Source organism: Amycolatopsis sp. Hca4 (genome assembly GCF_013364075.1).
GTDB lineage: Bacteria > Actinomycetota > Actinomycetes > Mycobacteriales > Pseudonocardiaceae > Amycolatopsis.
Map to the genome: position 1 here is coordinate 5,584,790 of NZ_CP054925.1, position 16,634 is coordinate 5,601,423.

The window sequence follows — 16,634 nt, forward strand, 5'->3', positions numbered from 1 at the left end:
CGGTCTCACCGGCCGGGGGAAAGCTTACCCAACGGGTTCCGACCGGGGTCAACCGGGATACCCGTCGGGCGACAGGGGCTAGGCTGGGTGGCCCCTGACAAGCGAGTACGAGGTGTGAGGACACGTGGCGGATCCCTCTTTCGACGTCGTGAGCAAGGTCGACCGCCAGGAGGTGGACAACGCGCTCAACCAGGCGAGCAAGGAGCTGGGCACCCGGTTCGACTTCCGCGGCACCGGCACGACGATCAACTGGGCCGGCGAGGAGGCGCTCACGATCGAGTCCGAGACCGAGGAGCGCGCACTGGCCGCGGTCGAGGTGTTCAAGGAGAAGCTGATCAAGCGCAGCATCTCCCTGAAGGCCTTCGAGGCGGGCGAGCCGGCGCTGTCGGGCAAGATCTACAAGATCTCCGGCAAGATCCTGCAGGGCATCGCCTCGGACAAGGCGAAGCAGATCGCCAAGTTCATCCGCGACGAAGGCCCCAAGGGCGTCCAGGCCCAGATCCAGGGCGACCAGCTGCGGGTGTCGGGCAAGAAGAAGGACCAGCTGCAGGAGGTCATCGCCCTGCTGAAGGGCAAGGACTTCGAGATCGCGCTGCAGTTCACCAACTACCGGTGACTTACCCGCGTTGACCTGCGGGTACCTGGTTCCAGGTACCCGTGGGTCCACCGGCGTTACCCGAACGCGTGAACGCGGCCGGTGACCATCGCCCCCTCGTGTTGTAATCGCGCGGTCACCGCGTGGAGGGGGTCGAGTTGCGCCGTTCGCTGGTCTTCCTGGTGACGCTCGCCGCCATCGCCTCGCTGCTCACCCCCGCGCACGCAGCCGAGCGCACGCAGCTCATCCCCGGCTTCGGCGCCTACCCGCGGCTGATCCGGCTGGCGGACGGCCGCATCATCGCCACCCTGACCAGCGAGGACGCCGGCGGCAAGTTCACCCCCGTGCTGGAGAGCACCGACGAGGGCGAGTCGTTCCACCGGATCGGCACCATCCGGGACCCCGACGGCCGGGCCGGCATGTGCTGCGGCACCGTCTACGAGCTGCCGGAACGCGTCGGCAGGCTCCGCGCGGGCACGCTGCTGTGGGCCGCGTCCTACCGGCAGGACGCCGGGCCGGAGCGCCGGATCGGGATCCGCGTCTGGGCCAGCAGGGACGGTGGCCGCTCGTGGAGCTTCCTGTCCGAGGCCGCCCGGTCGCACAACATCGACGGCATCTGGGAGCCCGAGTTCACCGTCGACGCCGGCGGCACGCTCTGGCTCCACTTCGCCGACGAGACGCAGGCACCGAAGTACGCGCAGGTGCTCAACCGGGTCGCCTCGACCGACGGGGTGAACTGGGGCACCAAGCAGCTCACCATGGCCATCCCGCCCGACCGCGTCCGGCCGGGCATGCCGGTCATCCGGCGGCTGCCCGACGGCCGCTACTACTTCGCCTACGAGATCTGCAACTTCCGCGACCGCTACTGCGACCCGTACTTCAAGATCTCCGCCGACGGCGCCAACTGGGGCGATCCGGCCGATCCGGGCACCCGTGTGGACACCGCCACCGGCAATTACTTCCAGCATGCGCAAACCATCACCCTCTTCCCGGGCGGCCCGAATGGGGTGCGGATCCTGATGGTCGGCCAGATCTACACCGACGCGAAGGGCGTCCCGCAGCCGCAGAACGGCCAGGTCCTGCTCGCGAACGACGACTTCGGCAGCGGCCACTGGTACGAACTGCCTGCTCCCGTGCACATCACCGGCATCCGGAACAACTTCTGCCCCAACTACTCCTCGACGCTGCTGCCGGTCGACGACGGCCGGAACGTGCTCGAGATCGCCACCGAGGACAACGACGGCTGCAAGGCCTACTTCGGTAAAGGATCCGCGCTCTAGCGACGGCCCGTAGGGTGGTCGGGTCGCGGCCGCGGAAGAGGGAGGCAGTCCATGAAGGGGATCGTGCTGGCCGGAGGCAGCGGGACACGCCTGCACCCGATCACCCAGGCGGTGTCCAAGCAGCTGCTGCCGGTCTACGACAAGCCGATGGTCTACTACCCGGTCTCGGTGCTGATGCTGGCCGGGATCCGGGAGATCCTCGTCATCTCCACCCCCACCGACCTGCCGATGTTCCGCAGGCTGCTGGGCAACGGCGACCAGTTCGGCGTCTCGTTCTCCTACGCCGAGCAGCCGAGCCCGAACGGGCTGGCCGAGGCCTTCGTGATCGGCGCGGACTTCATCGGCGACGACGACGTGGCGCTCGTCCTCGGCGACAACATCTTCTACGGCCAGGGCTTCTCCAGCCGCCTGCAGCAGGCCGTGCGCGAGCTCGACGGCTGTGTCCTGTTCGGCTACCCGGTGAAGGACCCGGAGCGCTACGGCGTCGGCGAGGTCGACGACACGGGGAAGCTCATCACCATCGAGGAGAAGCCGCTGAAGCCGCGCTCCAACAAGGCGATCACCGGCCTGTACTTCTACGACAACGGGGTGGTCGACATCGCCGCGTCGCTGAAGCCGTCGGCGCGCGGTGAGCTCGAGATCACCGACGTCAACCTGACGTACCTGCGCCAGGACCGCGCGACGCTGGTCGAGCTCAGCCGCGGGTTCGCCTGGCTCGACACCGGCACGCACGACTCGCTGCTCGAAGCCGGCCAGTTCGTGCAGGTGCTGGAGCACCGGACGGGTGTCCGCATCGCCTGCCTCGAGGAGATCGCCCTGCGGATGGGCTTCATCGACGCCGACGAGTGCTACGCGCTGGGCGAGAAGCTGGCGAAGTCCGGCTACGGCGACTACGTCAAGGCGGTCGCCGTCGCCGCGGGGGCGTCGGCCTAGAACGGGCGGCGCGCCATCTCCTCGAGCCGCCGGATGCGGTCGGCGATCGGCGGGTGCGTCGAGAACAGCTTGCTCAGCCCCTCGCCGGGCCGGAACGGGTTCGCGATCATCAGGTGCGACTGCGAAACCAGCTGCGGCTCGGCGACCAGCGGCCGCGCCCGCGTGCCGGCGTCCAGCTTCCGCAGCGCCGAGGCCAGGCCCAGCGGGTCGCCGGTCAGCTCGGCGCCGGACGCGTCGGCCTGGTACTCCCGCGACCGGCTCACGCCCATCCGGATGACGGCCGCCGCGATCGGGCCGACGAAGATCAGCAGCAGGCTGACCAGCGGGCTGCCGTCGCGGTTGTTGCCGCCGAAGAACAGCGCGATGTTCGCCAGCACGCTGATCACGCTGGCCAGCGCCCCGGCCACGCACGAGATCAGGATGTCGCGGTTGTAGACGTGCGACAGCTCGTGGCCGAGCACGGCCCGCAGCTCCCGCTCGTCGAGCAGGTCGAGGATGCCGGTGGTGCAGCACACCGCGGCGTGCCGCGGGCTGCGACCGGTCGCGAACGCGTTCGGCGCGACCGTCGGGCTGATGTAGAGCTGCGGCATCGGCTGCCGGGCGACCTGGGCGAGCTCGCGCACGATCCGGTACATCGCGGGCTGCTCGACCTCGGACACCGGCCGCGCGCGCATCGCGCGCAGCGCCAGTTTGTCCGAATTGAAGTAGGCGTACGCGTTCATCCCGAGGGCCACGACCAGCCCGATGACCAGTGCACCCCGGCCGAAGAGCCCGCTGATCGCGATGATGATCGCCGACAGCAGGCCGAGCAGCATCGCCGTCTTGAGTCCGTTCTGGTGCCCGTGCACGCGCGCTCGCCTCCGTCCGCTCTGGAAGTGGGATACCCAGTGGAAACAACGCGATCGGGGGACGCGAAGTTCCTTCACGTGGAGATGGCGCGGGTTACGCTCGGTCGGCGGGATGATCAGGAGCGGAGGCGCCGATGCGTGGTCGCCAGCTGAGCCGTCGGACGCTGTTCGCCCTGGTCACGGCGGGCGCCAGCGCCCTCGTCCAGCCGGCGGCGGCCCGCGCGGAGGACGTCCGGACGGTCGAGCTCGGCGGGGCGCCGGCCGGGATCGCGGTGAACCCCGTCACCGGGCTCGGCTACGTCACCGACGCCCAGGCCGGGACGCTTTCGGTGGTCGACCCGCGCAGCCTGTCGGTCGTCGACGTGGTCCGCGTCGGCGGCGAGCCCGGCGACGTCGCGAGCGACCCGAAGACCGGCCGGATCTACGTCGCGAACCCGCCAGGGGGCACCGTCGTGGTGCTCGACGGCCGCACCCTCGACCTGGTGAGCGTGATCGGCGCCGGGGCCGGGGCCTCGGCCCTGGCGGTCGACGAGACCGCCAACCGCGTCTACGCGGCCAGTGGCACCACCGGCACGCTCGCCGTGCTCGACGGCGTCAGCTGCACGCTGGCGGCGCTCGTGCCGGGGCCGCAGCCCGGGTTCGCCGGGATCGGCGTCGACCCCGGCCGCAAGCTGGCCTACTGCGCGAGCGCGGCCACCGATTCGGTCGAGGTGTTCTCGATCGACAGCGGCAAGTTCGTCGCCTCGGTGAAGGTCGGGCGCAACCCGACCGGCGTCGCGGTGCACCACGCGAGCGGCACGGTCTACGTGGCGAACTCCGGCATCCACCACATGTCCATTGTGGATGCAGCGACCCGCACGGAGCGCAAGACCGTGTTGCTGCGCAGTGAATCCTCCGCGCTCGCCGTGCACCAGGGCACGAACACGGTGTACACCAACGGCGGCCAGAACGGCCTCGCCCGCGTCGACGGCACGGCGGGCACGCTGAGCGGCGAGCTGTCGCTGGGCGTGAACCCCGGCGACGTCGCCGTCGACCAGCGGACGCGCACGGTCTGGGTCACCGACCCCCTCCACGGCCGCGTCTCCCTGGTCCGCGATTTCTGACGGGCAGCCGGTCCGACTCCAGGTATACGGTCGGCGGACATGAAACTCGGACTGCAGATCCCCGACTTCACCTGGCCGAACGGCGCGGCCGCGCTGGGCGCCGACCTGGCCGCCGTCGTCCGCGCGGGTGACCAGGCCGGCTTCGACTCGATCGCCGTGATGGACCACTTCTTCCAGATCGGCAGCGTCGGCCCGGCCGAAAACGACATGCTCGAGGCGTACACGACCCTCGGCTTCATCGCGGCGCACACCGAGCGCGCCAAGCTGCTCACCGTCGTCACCGGCGTGCTCTACCGGCACCCCGGCCTGCTGGCCAAGGCCATCACGACGCTCGACGTGCTCTCCGGCGGCCGCGCGGTCCTGGGCATCGGCGCGGGCTGGAACGAGGAGGAGTCCCGCGGGCTCGGCTTCCCGTTCCCGTCCGTGGCCGAGCGGTTCGAGCTGCTGGAGGAGAACCTCCAGTACGTGCTGCAGATGTGGGCCGAGGGCGACGCGCCGTTCAAGAGCAAGCACTTCGACGCCGAACGGCTGCTGAACGTGCCCCAGGCGCTGCAGAAGCCGCGGCCGCTGATCATGATCGGGGGCGGCGGCGAGAAGAAGACCCTGCGGCTGGTCGCGAAGTACGCCGACGCCTGCAACCTGTTCAACGGGCCGGAGCTGGAGCGCAAGCTCGACGTGCTGCGGCAGCACTGCGAGAACGAGGGCCGCGACTACGACTCGATCGTCAAGACCGTCTACCACATCCTCGACGTCGGCGAGAACGGTGAGAAGTCCGGCGAGCTGCTGGCCGAGCTGGAGCGGCTGAACGGCCTCGGCATCCAGGTGGCGCTGGGCATGGTCCCGCACGTCCACCGGACGGCGGCGCTGGAGAAGTTCGCCACCGACGTCATCCCGGCCGCCGAGAAGCTCGCCTGAGCCTGCCGCCCTCTCCGCCCGGGTGGCGGGGAGGGCTCAGCCGTCCTTGGCGACCACCCTGGTCAGCGCCGCGACGCCGATCCCGGCAATGGCCACCACGAGGCCCACGACCAGCCAGCCCACCAGCGCGAGCACCACGCCGGTGACCGCGAAGAGGGCGAATTCGAGCAGGAAGCGGGCCGGTTCCGGGAGCCGGCGGCGGGCCCGTGGCGCGATGAACAGGCCCCAAAGCGCGGCGGCCGCCACCGGCAGCAGGACCGCGTCGACGACGGCCAGCGCCACCCCGCTGCCGAGCTGGGTGCCCGCCAGTGCGAGACCGCCCAGCAGCGCCAGCTCGGTCAGGAAGCGGATCGTCAGCACCACGCCCGCGAACCCGCGCAGGCGGGGAGTCGGCTCCGAAGTCATCGGACCAGCCTAAGAGCACGTCCACTGTGGACGTTACGGGTCCGGTTGGGCACTGTTGGTGATTCCCGCCACAGTTGGGCCATTCAGGTTGCGGTTCCGAATCGGTCCACCAGCCGCTCCCGCATCGCTGTAACGACCTCCCGGCGCCGGTCGACGTGTTGGGTGCACATCGCGACCGCGAGCCAAGGAGCCTGGTAGATGACCACATGTCGACTCTGCGGTTCGACAAACACAGCCAGTGTCGTGGACCTCGGCGCGACTCCCCCGTGTGAGCGATTTTTGGCGGCGGAGCAGCTCGACGAACCGGAAGCCACCTTCCCGCTCCACCTGAAGGTGTGCACCGACTGCTGGCTCGCCCAGATCCCGCCGTTGATCGATCCCGGCGAAACCTTCACCGAGTACGCGTACTTCTCGTCCTTCTCGACGTCGTGGGTCGAGCACGCGAAGCGGTTCGTCGACGGCGCGGTGGAGCGGCTCGGGCTCGGCGAGAAGTCGTTCGTCGTCGAGGTGGCGAGCAACGACGGGTACCTGCTCAAGCACGTCGTCGGGCACGGGATCCGGTGTCTGGGCGTGGAACCTTCGGTGAACGTCGGGCAGGCGGCGCGTGACGCCGGCGTGCCCACCCTGACGGCCTTCCTCTCCGAGGAAACCGGCAAGCAGGTGCGCGAGGAGCACGGCCCGGCCGACCTGGTCGCCGCCAACAACGTCTACGCGCACATCCCCGACGTCCTCGGCTTCACCAAGGGCCTGCGCGCACTGGTCGCGGACGACGGCTGGGTCTCCATCGAGGTCCAGCACCTGCTCACGCTGATCGAAAAGAACCAGTACGACACGATCTACCACGAGCACTTCCAGTACTACACGGTCGAATCCGCCCGCCGCGCCCTCGCGACCGGCGGCCTGACCGTGGTCGACGTCGAACTCGTGCCGACGCACGGCGGCTCGATCCGGCTGTGGGCGCGGCCCGACGCCGTCGCGGGCGAGCCCAGCGAGCGGATGACCGACGTGCTGGAGCGCGAAAAGGCCGCCGGGCTGCACGAGCTGTCCGGGTACACCGAGTTCGCCGAGCGCGTCACCCGCGTGCGGCTGGACCTGCTGAAGTTCCTGATCGAGGCGCGCAACGACGGGAAGACCGTCGTCGGCTACGGCGCCCCGGGCAAGGGCAACACCCTGCTGAACCACTGCGGCATCCGCACGGACCTGCTGCAGTACACGGTCGACCGCAACCCGTACAAGCACGGCCGGTTCACCCCGGGCACCCGCATCCCGGTGCTGCCCCCGGAACGGATCGAAGCCGACCGGCCCGACTACGTGCTCGTCCTCCCGTGGAACCTCCGGGAGGAACTGACCGAACAGCTCTCCCACATCGGGTCCTGGGGCGGAAAGCTCGTGTTCCCGATCCCCCACTTGGAAATCGTCGAGGTGCAGTGACGTGAAGGTCGTTCTCTTCTGCGGTGGCTACGGGATGCGGATGCGCAACGGCGCGGCCGACGACGTCCCGAAGCCGATGGCGATGGTCGGTCCGAGACCGCTCATCTGGCACGTGATGCGCTACTACGCCCATTTCGGCCACACCGAATTCATCCTGTGCCTCGGCTACGGCGCGGCGCACATCAAGAACTTCTTCCTGTCGTACGAAGAAACGATTTCGAACGACTTCGTGCTCCGGGGCGGCAAGGCCGAGCTGCTCTCGACCGACATCGCGGACTGGACGATCACCTTCGTGCAGACCGGGATCGAGTCGCCGATCGGCGAGCGCCTCCGCCGCGTCCGCGAGCACCTCGACGGCGACGACATGTTCCTCGCGAACTACGCCGACGTCCTGTCCGACGTCCCGCTGCCCGAGATGATCGAACGGTTCGAGAAGTCGGACGCGGGCGCGTCGATGATGGTCGTGCCGCCGCAGTCGTCGTTCCACTGCGTCGAAATGGACGAAGGCGGCATGGTCGGCTCGATCACCGCGGTGAGCGAAATGCCGCTGTGGGAAAACGGCGGCTACTTCGTGCTGCGGCAGGAAGTGTTCGACCACATCCCCGAGAACGGCGACCTGGTCGCCGACGGCTGCGCCGAGCTGGCCAAGCAGGGCCGGCTGCTCGCCTACCCGTACCGCGGGTTCTGGAAGCCGACCGACACGGTCAAGGAGCGGGCGGCGCTGGACTACGCCTACAGCCACGGCGACCGGCCGTGGGCGCTGTGGGAGCGCGCGGCCGTGAGCACCGCGTGATCGGGCTCCGGCCGGGACGGCTCGGCAGCGTCGTCGCCCTCGGCGCCCACTGCGACGACATCGCGATCGGCGCCGGTGGCACGCTGCTGACCCTCTGCGCATCCCGGCCCGGCCTGCGGGTCGACGCCCTGGTCCTCTCCGGCGGCGGCACGCCCCGCGAGGACGAGGAGCGGGCGGCGCTGGCGGCGTTCTGCCCGGGCGCGGTCGTCGACGTCACGGTGCTCAAGCTGCCGGACGGGCGCTTCCCGGCCCACTGGGAAGAGGCCAAGAACGCCCTGGAAGAGCTGCGGCGGCGGACCGACCCGGACCTCATCCTGGCCCCGCGCACCGACGACGCGCACCAGGACCACCGCGGGCTGGCGAAGCTGGTGCCGACGGCGTTCCGCGACCACCTGGCGCTCGGCTACGAGATCGTCAAGTGGGACGGCGACCTCGGCAGCCCGTCGGTGTACCAGCCGCTGTCCGACGAGCTCGCCGAGGAGAAGGTCCGGCTGCTGCAGGAGCACTACGCGTCGCAGCGGCACCGGCCGTGGTACGACCGCGAGGCGTTCCTCGGGCTGGCCCGGATCCGCGGCATCGAAGCGGCCGCGAAGTACGCCGAAGCGTTTTTCGTCAAGAAACTCACTCTCGATCTGAAGGGCTGAATCCGATGCGGGTGTTGCTGACGGGGCACAAGGGCTACCTGGGGACGGTGATGGCCCCGGTGCTCGCCGCCGCCGGCCACGAAGTCTTCGGCCTGGACTCCGGGCTGTTCGAGGACTGCCTGCTCGGGCCCGCCCCCGCCGACCCGGCCGGGCACGTCGTCGACCTGCGGGACGTGTCTTTGGAGCACGTCACCGGTTTCGACGCGGTGATCCACCTGGCCGCGCTGTCGAACGACCCGCTCGGCTCGCTCGCGCCGGAGCTGACCTACGACATCAACCACCACGCGTCGGTGAAGCTCGCGAAGCTGGCGAAGGAAGCCGGCGTGCAGCGGTACCTCTACGCGTCGACCTGCTCGGTGTACGGCGCGGGCGGCGACAACCTCGTCGACGAGGACGCGCCGCTGCGCCCGGTGACGCCGTACGCGGAGTCGAAGGTGCGCGTCGAGGCCGACGTCCACGAGCTCGCCGACGACGACTTCACGCCGGTGTACATGCGCAACGCGACGGCGTTCGGCTACTCGCCGCGGCTGCGCGGCGACATCGTGCTGAACAACCTGACCGCGCACGCCCATCTGTCCGGCGAGGTGCTGGTGCTCTCCGACGGCACGCCGTGGCGGCCGCTGGTGCACGCCCAGGACATCGCGCGCGCGTTCACCGCGGCCCTGACCGCGCCCAAGGAGGCCGTGCACAACAAGGCGTTCAACATCGGCACCGAGGAGAACAACGTCACGGTCGCCGAGATCGCCCAGGAGGTCGTCGAGGCCGTGCCGGGCTCGACGCTGAACATCACCGGCGAGGCCGGCTCGGACCCGCGCTCCTACCGGGTCGACTTCTCGCGCTTCCGCGCGGCGATCCCCGGCTTCACCTGCGACTGGTCGGTCAAGGACGGCGCCGTCGAGCTCATCGAGGCCTACCGCAAGTTCGGGCTCACCCGCGAGTCGTTCGAGCAGCTGTTCACCCGGCTGGCCTGGCTGAAGAGCGAGGGCGAAGCCGGCCGCGTCGACACCACCCTGCGGCGGAAGTAGTGGCGGCCCCGCAGCTGCGGACCGGGGCGGAACTGCACGCCCTGGTCGAGCGGCTGTACCCGATCTGCCGCAGCATCACCGGCGACGGCGTGCGGCAGACCCTGGACATCATCGGCGAGCACATCGCCCTGGAGCGGCACGAGGTCTCGACCGGCACGGCGGTGCTGGACTGGACGATCCCGCAGGAGTGGAACATCCGGGACGCGTACGTCGCTGCTCCTTCCGGGGAACGCGTGATCGACTTCCAGGAGCTGAACCTGCACGTCGTCGGGTACAGCGTCCCGGTGCGGCGGCGGATGCCGCTGAGCGAGCTGCGGGAGCACCTGCACACGCTGCCGGACCAGCCGTCGTGGGTGCCCTACCGGACCAGCTACTACGCCCCGGCCTGGGGGTTCTGCCTCGCGCAGGAGAAGCTCGACGCGCTGCCCGACGGCGAGTACGACGTCGTCATCGACTCGACACTGGCCGACGGCTCGCTGACCTACGCCGAGCACGTCGTCCCGGGCCGCGTCACCGACGAGGTCATCGTGTCCTGCCACGTGTGCCACCCGTCGCTGGCGAACGACAACCTCGCGGGCATCGCGGTGGCCATTTCGCTGGCCCAGCAGCTGGCTTCGGCTCAGCCGCACTACACGTACCGGTTCCTGTTCATGCCGGGCACGATCGGCTCGATCACCTGGCTGGCCCGCAACTCTTCCCGCATCGAGAAGGTCAAGCACGGGCTGGTGCTGGCGTGCGCGGGCGACCCGGGATCGTTGACGTACAAGAAGTCCCGCCGCGACGACGCCGAGATCGACCGCGTCATGCAGCACGTCCTGCGGTCGCGGGAGCACCGCGTCGTCGACTTCTCGCCGTACGGCTACGACGAGCGCCAGTTCTGCTCGCCGGGCTTCAACCTCGGCGTCGGCTCGCTGACGCGCACGCCGTACGCGGGCTACCCGGAGTACCACACCTCGGCCGACAACCCGGGCTTCGTCTCCCCCGCCGCCATGGAGGACACGCTCGGGGCGTTGAAGGACGCGTTCGGCGTCCTGGACCGCAACCGCCGGTACGTCAACCTCAGCCCGTACGGCGAGCCGCAGCTCGGCAAACGCGGGCTGTACGACTCCCTCGGCGGCCGCAGCGACGCCAAGCAGGCCCAGATGGCGATGCTGTGGGTGCTCAACCTCTCCGACGGCGAGCACAGCCTGCTCGACATCGCCGAACGGGCGGGGCTGCCCTTCGACATCGTCGACGTCGCCGCCCGCGCCCTCCACGACGCCGGTTTGGTCAAGGAGTGAGCGACGTGGCCAACCATCGCCGTGCACCGCGCTCGATCCTCCGGTCGGGCGCGGTTCGCGCGATGGCCGGACGGCTGAGCTGGGGCCTCGGCGACCAGGCGGTGTCCAGCCTGACCAACTTCGCCGTCGGGCTGTACGTGGCCCGCTCGCTCGGCACGTTCGCGTTCGGCATCTTCAGCCTCGCCTGGGTCACCTACGGCGTGGTGCTCAACATCTCCCGCGGCCTCGCCACCGACCCGCTGATGGTGCGGTTCAGCGCCGTGCCGGAAGACCGCTGGCGGCTGGGCGTGGCGAGCGCGTCCGGCACCGCGATCGGCGTCGGCTGCGTGACGGGGCTGGTCAGCCTGGTGGCCGGCCTGGCCGCGGGCGGCCCGCTCGGCAACGCGTTCGTCGCCCTCGCGGTCGTCCTGCCGGGCCTGCTCCTGCAGGACGCCTGGCGCTTCGCCTTCTTCGCGCGCGGCGCGGGCAAGAAGGCGTTCGTCAACGACTGCGTGTGGGGCATCGCCCTGCTCCCGGCGCTCTACGTCGCCGCGCAGATCCACACGGTGGTCGCGTTCGTGCTGGCCTGGGGCCTGTCCGGCGCGGTCGCGGCGCTGTACGGCGGGTTCCAGACGCGGATCCTCCCGCACCCGCGCGAAATGCTCGGCTGGCTCCGGACGCAGCGCGACCTCAGCGTCCGGTACCTGGTCGAGAACGTCAGCAACAGCGGCGCGTCGCAGCTGCGCGCGTACGGCCTCGGCGCCATCGCCGGCATCACCGCGGTCGGCGCGGTCCGCGGGGCCGAGCAGCTCCTCGGCCCGTTCCTGGCCCTGCTGATGGGGCTGTCACTGGTCACGGTCGCCGAGGGCGCCCGGGTGCTCCAGCGCGCACCGCACCGGCTGAAGCACTTCTGCATGATCCTCGGCGGCGGCCAGGCGGGCGCGGCCCTGTGCTGGGGCCTCGGCCTGCTCCTGCTCGTGCCCGACCGGGCCGGCCGCTGGGTGATGGGCTCGGTCTGGGACTCGGCGTCACCGCTGATCCTGCCGGTCACCCTCGCCGTGGTCGGCGCGAGCTTCGCCACGGGCGCAGCGGCCGGCCTGCGTGCCCTCGGCGCGGCCAAGCGGAGCCTGCGCTCGCAGCTGGTCGCGTCCCTGTTCTACGTCACCTTCGGCATCGCCGGCGCGTTCCTCGGCGACGCGGCCGGGTCCGCGTGGGGCGTCGCCACGGCCACCCTCAGCGGCTCCGTCGTCTGGTGGTTCCAGCTGCGGGCCGGGCTGCGCGAGTACGTGCCGCCGGGGGCCGACGAGCCCACCGTGGTGTTCGAGCCGATCAAAGAGCCGATCAAGGAATGAGGACTCCATGACCACCGTCCCGCGGCTGAGCCTCGGCCTCCCGGTGTACAACGGCGAGGAGTACCTCGCCGAGTCGCTGGACGCCCTGCTCGGCCAGACCTACGAAGACTTCGAGCTGATCATCTCGGACAACGCCTCCACGGACGGCACCGACGAGATCTGCCGCCGCTACGCCGAAAAGGACTCGCGGATCCGCTACGTCCGCCAGCCGAAGAACATCGGGGCGACGCCGAACCACAACTTCGTGTTCGACGTCTCCCGCACCGAGCTGTTCAAGTGGGTGTCCCACGACGACCTGTACGCCCGCGACCTGCTCAAGCGGTGCATCGAGGCCCTCGACGAGCAGCCGGACATCATCCTGGCCCACTGCGACCAGGCGATCATCGACGGCGACGGCCGCATCGTCCAGCCGCTGCAGTACACGCTGAACACCGCGTCCCGCCACGCGCCGGACCGCTTCCGCAGCATCCTGTTCGAGCCGGGCGGCGACGACTTCTACGGCGTCATCCGCGCCGACGTCCTCCGCCGCGTCAAGCCGCTCGACAGCTACCACCACGCCGACCGCACGTACTCGGCCGAGATGGCCCTGCACGGCCCGTTCCACCAGGTGCCCGAGCTGCTCTACTTCCGCCGCGACCACCCGGGCCGCGCAGAGCGGGCCAACCCGACCATCCGGAGCCGGTGCGCGAATCTGGACCCGCGGCGAGCGAACCGGCTCCGGAATCCCACCGTCCGCCTGCTCGGCGAGTACGTCTACGGGTTCGCGGACCTGATCCGCCGCGCGCCGATCTCGGCCGCGGACAAGCGCGAGTGCTTCGGCCACCTCGGTGCCTGGCTGACCAACCGCGCCCGCTCCGGCCACGGCGAGCGCGTCGAGGACCGCGCGCCGACCGCCTCGGACGTCGCCACGGTCAACGAGATCGTGGCCGGCCGGGAAGGCAGGCTCGCGTGAAGCGTGCCCCGCGCGTCGGCGTGTTCGGCCTGCTCGGTTCGGGGAACCTCGGCAACGACGGTTCCCTCGAAGCCGTGCTCGGCTACCTGCGCGCCGAGTACCCGGACGCGGTCCTGACCGGCCTGGTCGGCGGCCCGGACATCGTCCGCGCGCGGTATGGCGTCGACACGACCCCGCTGCACTGGAACCAGGCCGAGTACGAGACGGCGTCCGGCCTCCGGTCGATCGTCCTCAAGGGACTCGGCAAGCTGGTCGACATCGGCCGCACGGCCGCCTGGGTCCGCAAGCAGGACGTCGTCATCGTGCCCGGCATGGGCGTCCTCGAAGCCACACTTCCGCTGCGTCCGTGGGGTTTTCCGTATTCGCTCTTCCTCCTTTCGGCCACCGGGCGCCTGTTCGGCACCAAGGTGGCCCTCGTCTGCGTGGGCGCGAACCACATCAGCGCCCGGGCGACCAGGACGCTGGTCCGCTGGTCCGGCCGGCTCGCCGCCTACCGCTCCTACCGCGACGACATCTCCCGCGACGCCATGCGCGCCATGGGCGTCGACACGAGTGCCGACCAGGTCTACCCCGACCTGGCGTTCTCCCTCCCCACCCCGGCGGACGGCGGACGCCCGGGCACCGTCGGTGTCGGCGTGATGGCCTACTACGGCGGCAACGACGACCGCGCCGACGCGGACCGCATCTACCGCCACTACGTGGACACGATGAACCGTTTCGTCGCGTGGCTCGTTGACCAGGGCAGACCCGTCCGGCTGTTCATCGGTGACCAGATCGACCGGCAGGTCGTCGACGAGATCATCGAGAAGACCGCTTCCCCGCTGGTGACGGCGGCCACGGCGGAGACACTGGACGAGCTGATGCACGAGATGGCCGCGGTGGACAGCGTGGTGGCCACGCGCTACCACAACGTGCTCTGCGCCCTGAAGGTCGCGAAACCGACCGTCGCGGTCGGCTACGCACCGAAGAACGACGTCCTCATGGCGGAGATGGGCCTCGAGGGCTTCACCCAGCGGGCGAAGACCGTCGCCTTCGACCGGCTCGTCGAGCAGTTCACCGAACTCGAGAACCGCTCGGCCGAACTGCACCAGACGCTCCAGGAACGGAACGAGCTGAACGCCCAGCGCCTCAAGGACCAGTTCGCCGCCCTTTCGGCGGCCCTCTTCGGGGGTGGGCGATGAAGGCCATTCCGGTGCCCGAGATCGACGGTGCGTACCTGTTCGAACCCACCCCGCACGCGGACGGGCGTGGTTTCTTCAGCCGGACCTTCGACCGCGACGTCGTCGCTTCGGTGGGAATCGACCCGGACGGCTTCGTCCAGGACAGTCTTTCCCGTTCCCGCAAGGGTGTCGTCCGCGGCATGCACCTGCGCGGCGGAGCCGGCGAGGCGAAGCTGGTGCGGTGTTCGCACGGCGCGATCTTCGACGTCGTGGTGGATCTCCGACCGGATTCGCCGACATTCCGGAATGTGAAAACCTTTGAACTCTCCGGTGATACCCAGGTTTCCGTGTACATCCCGGCGGGGTGCGCGCACGGATTCCAGTCACTCACCGATCCTTCCGATGTTTCGTACCGTATCGATCGGGCGCACGATCCTGAAGAAGACATTACGATTTCGTACAAAGACCCTGAATTGGACATTTCGTGGCCACTGTCGGTCACAATGGTGAGCGACCGGGACGAACGGGCGCCATCTCTCGGAGAGGCGTTGAAACCAACGAGGTGAGCCACGACATGGGAACGAACCTGCCCCGCTCCACCAAGGCTGACGAGCGGCTGCACCGGGTCATCCCCGGCGGTGCGCACACTTATGCCAAGGGCTCGGACCAGTATCCCGAAGGGATGGCCCCGGTCATCTCGCACGGCCGCGGCGGCCACGTCTGGGACGTCGACGGGAACGAGTACATCGAGTACGGCGCCGGCCTGAGAGCGGTCAGCCTCGGCCACGCCCACCCGCGGGTGATCGAGGCGGTGCGCGGCGAACTGGACAAGGGCAGCAACTTCATCCGGCCGTCGATCATCGAGGCCGAGGCCGCCGAGCGGTTCCTGGAGAACGTCCCGACGGCCGACATGGTGAAGTTCACCAAGAACGGCTCGGACGCGACAACCGCGGCGGTCCGGCTGGCCCGCGCGGCCACCGGCCGCAAGCTCGTCGCCAAGTGCGCCGACCACGCCTTCTTCTCCACCGACGACTGGTTCATCGGCACCACGCCGATGAACGCGGGCATCCCGGACGAGACGACGGAAGCGACGGTGTCCTTCCCGTACGGCGACCTGCAGGCCGCGGAGGAGCTGCTGCAGCGCCACGACGGCGAGATCGCGTGCATGATCCTGGAGGCGGCCGCGGCGGTCGAGCCACCTCAGGGGTACCTGCAGGGCCTGCGCGAGCTCACCACCCGCCACGGCGTCGTCCTGATCTTCGACGAGATGATCACCGGCTTCCGCTGGTCCGCCCAGGGTGCACAGGGCCTCTACGGCGTCACGCCCGACCTCTCGACGTTCGGCAAGGCGCTCGGCAACGGCTTCGCCGTCTCGGCGCTGGCCGGCAAGCGGGAGCTGATGGAGATCGGCGGCCTGCGCACCGACCACGAGCGGGTGTTCCTGCTCTCGACCACGCACGGCGCGGAGACCCACTCGCTGGCCGCGGCGATGGCGGTCATGGACGTCTACCGCGACGAAGACGTCATCGGCCGCATGCACGCCCTCGGCGACCGGCTCGCCACCGGCGTCCGCCAGGTGGCCGCCGACATCGGCGTCGAGGACCACGTGGTCGTCCGCGGGCGGGCCAGCAACCTGGTCTTCGGCACGCTCGACGAGCAGGGCAAGCCCTCCCAGCCCTACCGGACGCTGTTCCTCCGCGAGCTGATCGGCGGCGGGGTGCTCGGACCGTCCTTCGTGGTCAGTGCCGCGCTCACCGAGGCCGACATCGACCGGACGATCGACGTCGTCGCCCAGGCGTGCACGGTGTACCGGAAGGCGCTCGACGCCAACGACCCGGCGCCGTGGATGGGCGGGCGCCCGGTGCAGCCCGTGTTCCGCAAGTACGCCTGATCCACCCGCGATCGGGCCGGATTCACCCGTTGGGTCCGATGAGGACAC

17 protein-coding genes are annotated in these 16,634 nt (G+C 69.9%); 15 read left to right on the top strand and 2 right to left on the bottom strand.

Annotated features, from left to right (window positions below; all coding sequences use genetic code 11):
- Positions 1 to 124 precede the first annotated feature (124 nt).
- The 3 genes from HUT10_RS24480 to rfbA all read left to right on the top strand — a co-directional run bounded on the left by HUT10_RS24480 (position 125) and on the right by rfbA (position 2,808).
- Complete coding sequence (locus tag HUT10_RS24480) at positions 125 to 616, top strand: YajQ family cyclic di-GMP-binding protein (RefSeq protein WP_176173343.1); 492 nt, start codon at positions 125 to 127, stop codon at positions 614 to 616.
- A gap of 122 nt (positions 617 to 738) precedes the next feature.
- Positions 739 to 1,875, top strand: coding sequence for a sialidase family protein (locus HUT10_RS24485; RefSeq protein ID WP_254897011.1), 1,137 nt, complete (start codon positions 739 to 741; stop codon positions 1,873 to 1,875).
- 51 nt (positions 1,876 to 1,926) lie between these two features.
- Complete coding sequence (gene rfbA / locus HUT10_RS24490) at positions 1,927 to 2,808, top strand: glucose-1-phosphate thymidylyltransferase RfbA (RefSeq protein WP_176173344.1); 882 nt, start codon at positions 1,927 to 1,929, stop codon at positions 2,806 to 2,808.
- Here rfbA and htpX read toward each other — a convergent pair.
- Positions 2,805 to 3,656: a zinc metalloprotease HtpX gene (gene htpX / locus HUT10_RS24495; RefSeq protein WP_176173345.1), complete on the bottom strand. Its 852-nt coding sequence runs from the start codon at positions 3,654 to 3,656 to the stop codon at positions 2,805 to 2,807. The two genes, rfbA and htpX, sit on opposite strands and share 4 nt — an antisense overlap.
- 134 nt (positions 3,657 to 3,790) lie before the next feature.
- Here htpX and HUT10_RS24500 point away from each other — a divergent pair, with 134 nt between their 5' ends.
- Both HUT10_RS24500 and HUT10_RS24505 read left to right on the top strand, forming a co-directional pair.
- Positions 3,791 to 4,759: a YncE family protein gene (locus HUT10_RS24500; protein ID WP_176173346.1), complete on the top strand. Its 969-nt coding sequence runs from the start codon at positions 3,791 to 3,793 to the stop codon at positions 4,757 to 4,759.
- A gap of 39 nt (positions 4,760 to 4,798) precedes the next feature.
- Positions 4,799 to 5,674, top strand: coding sequence for an LLM class F420-dependent oxidoreductase (locus HUT10_RS24505; RefSeq protein ID WP_176173347.1), 876 nt, complete (start codon positions 4,799 to 4,801; stop codon positions 5,672 to 5,674).
- A 36-nt stretch (positions 5,675 to 5,710) separates the two neighbouring features.
- On the opposite strand, the gene HUT10_RS24510 is transcribed toward HUT10_RS24505, so the two are convergent.
- Positions 5,711 to 6,079, bottom strand: coding sequence for a YrdB family protein (locus HUT10_RS24510; RefSeq protein ID WP_176173348.1), 369 nt, complete (start codon positions 6,077 to 6,079; stop codon positions 5,711 to 5,713).
- A gap of 198 nt (positions 6,080 to 6,277) precedes the next feature.
- Between HUT10_RS24510 and HUT10_RS24515 the strand changes: the two genes are divergently transcribed.
- From HUT10_RS24515 to HUT10_RS24560, 10 genes are read left to right on the top strand one after another with little or no spacing between them, the layout of a single operon-like run.
- Complete coding sequence (locus HUT10_RS24515; RefSeq protein ID WP_176173349.1) at positions 6,278 to 7,510, top strand: class I SAM-dependent methyltransferase; 1,233 nt, start codon at positions 6,278 to 6,280, stop codon at positions 7,508 to 7,510.
- Between the two features lies 1 nt (position 7,511).
- Positions 7,512 to 8,303, top strand: coding sequence for a sugar phosphate nucleotidyltransferase (locus HUT10_RS24520; RefSeq protein ID WP_176173350.1), 792 nt, complete (start codon positions 7,512 to 7,514; stop codon positions 8,301 to 8,303).
- Entirely contained in the window at positions 8,300 to 8,947 is a 648-nt protein-coding gene (locus HUT10_RS24525; protein WP_176173351.1) for a PIG-L deacetylase family protein, read from the top strand. The genes HUT10_RS24520 and HUT10_RS24525 overlap by 4 nt, the downstream gene beginning before the upstream one ends.
- 5 nt (positions 8,948 to 8,952) lie before the next feature.
- The gene (locus HUT10_RS24530) at positions 8,953 to 9,972 is read left to right on the top strand and encodes an NAD(P)-dependent oxidoreductase (protein WP_176173352.1); all 1,020 of its coding nucleotides are present in this window, start codon (positions 8,953 to 8,955) and stop codon (positions 9,970 to 9,972) included.
- Positions 9,972 to 11,252, top strand: a complete 1,281-nt coding sequence (locus HUT10_RS24535; RefSeq protein ID WP_176173353.1) for a DUF4910 domain-containing protein — start codon at positions 9,972 to 9,974, stop codon at positions 11,250 to 11,252. The genes HUT10_RS24530 and HUT10_RS24535 overlap by 1 nt, the downstream gene beginning before the upstream one ends.
- Positions 11,253 to 11,257: 5 nt before the next feature.
- Complete coding sequence (locus HUT10_RS24540; RefSeq protein ID WP_176173354.1) at positions 11,258 to 12,583, top strand: hypothetical protein; 1,326 nt, start codon at positions 11,258 to 11,260, stop codon at positions 12,581 to 12,583.
- Positions 12,584 to 12,590: 7 nt separating this feature from the next.
- Positions 12,591 to 13,535: a glycosyltransferase family 2 protein gene (locus HUT10_RS24545; RefSeq protein ID WP_176173355.1), complete on the top strand. Its 945-nt coding sequence runs from the start codon at positions 12,591 to 12,593 to the stop codon at positions 13,533 to 13,535.
- Positions 13,532 to 14,716: a polysaccharide pyruvyl transferase family protein gene (locus HUT10_RS24550; RefSeq protein WP_176173356.1), complete on the top strand. Its 1,185-nt coding sequence runs from the start codon at positions 13,532 to 13,534 to the stop codon at positions 14,714 to 14,716. The genes HUT10_RS24545 and HUT10_RS24550 overlap by 4 nt, the downstream gene beginning before the upstream one ends.
- A complete protein-coding gene (locus HUT10_RS24555; RefSeq protein WP_176173357.1) occupies positions 14,713 to 15,261 on the top strand; it encodes a dTDP-4-dehydrorhamnose 3,5-epimerase family protein in 549 nt (182 codons plus the stop codon). The genes HUT10_RS24550 and HUT10_RS24555 overlap by 4 nt, the downstream gene beginning before the upstream one ends.
- 8 nt (positions 15,262 to 15,269) lie before the next feature.
- Positions 15,270 to 16,586, top strand: a complete 1,317-nt coding sequence (locus HUT10_RS24560) for a glutamate-1-semialdehyde 2,1-aminomutase (protein ID WP_176173358.1) — start codon at positions 15,270 to 15,272, stop codon at positions 16,584 to 16,586.
- Positions 16,587 to 16,634 lie beyond the last annotated feature (48 nt).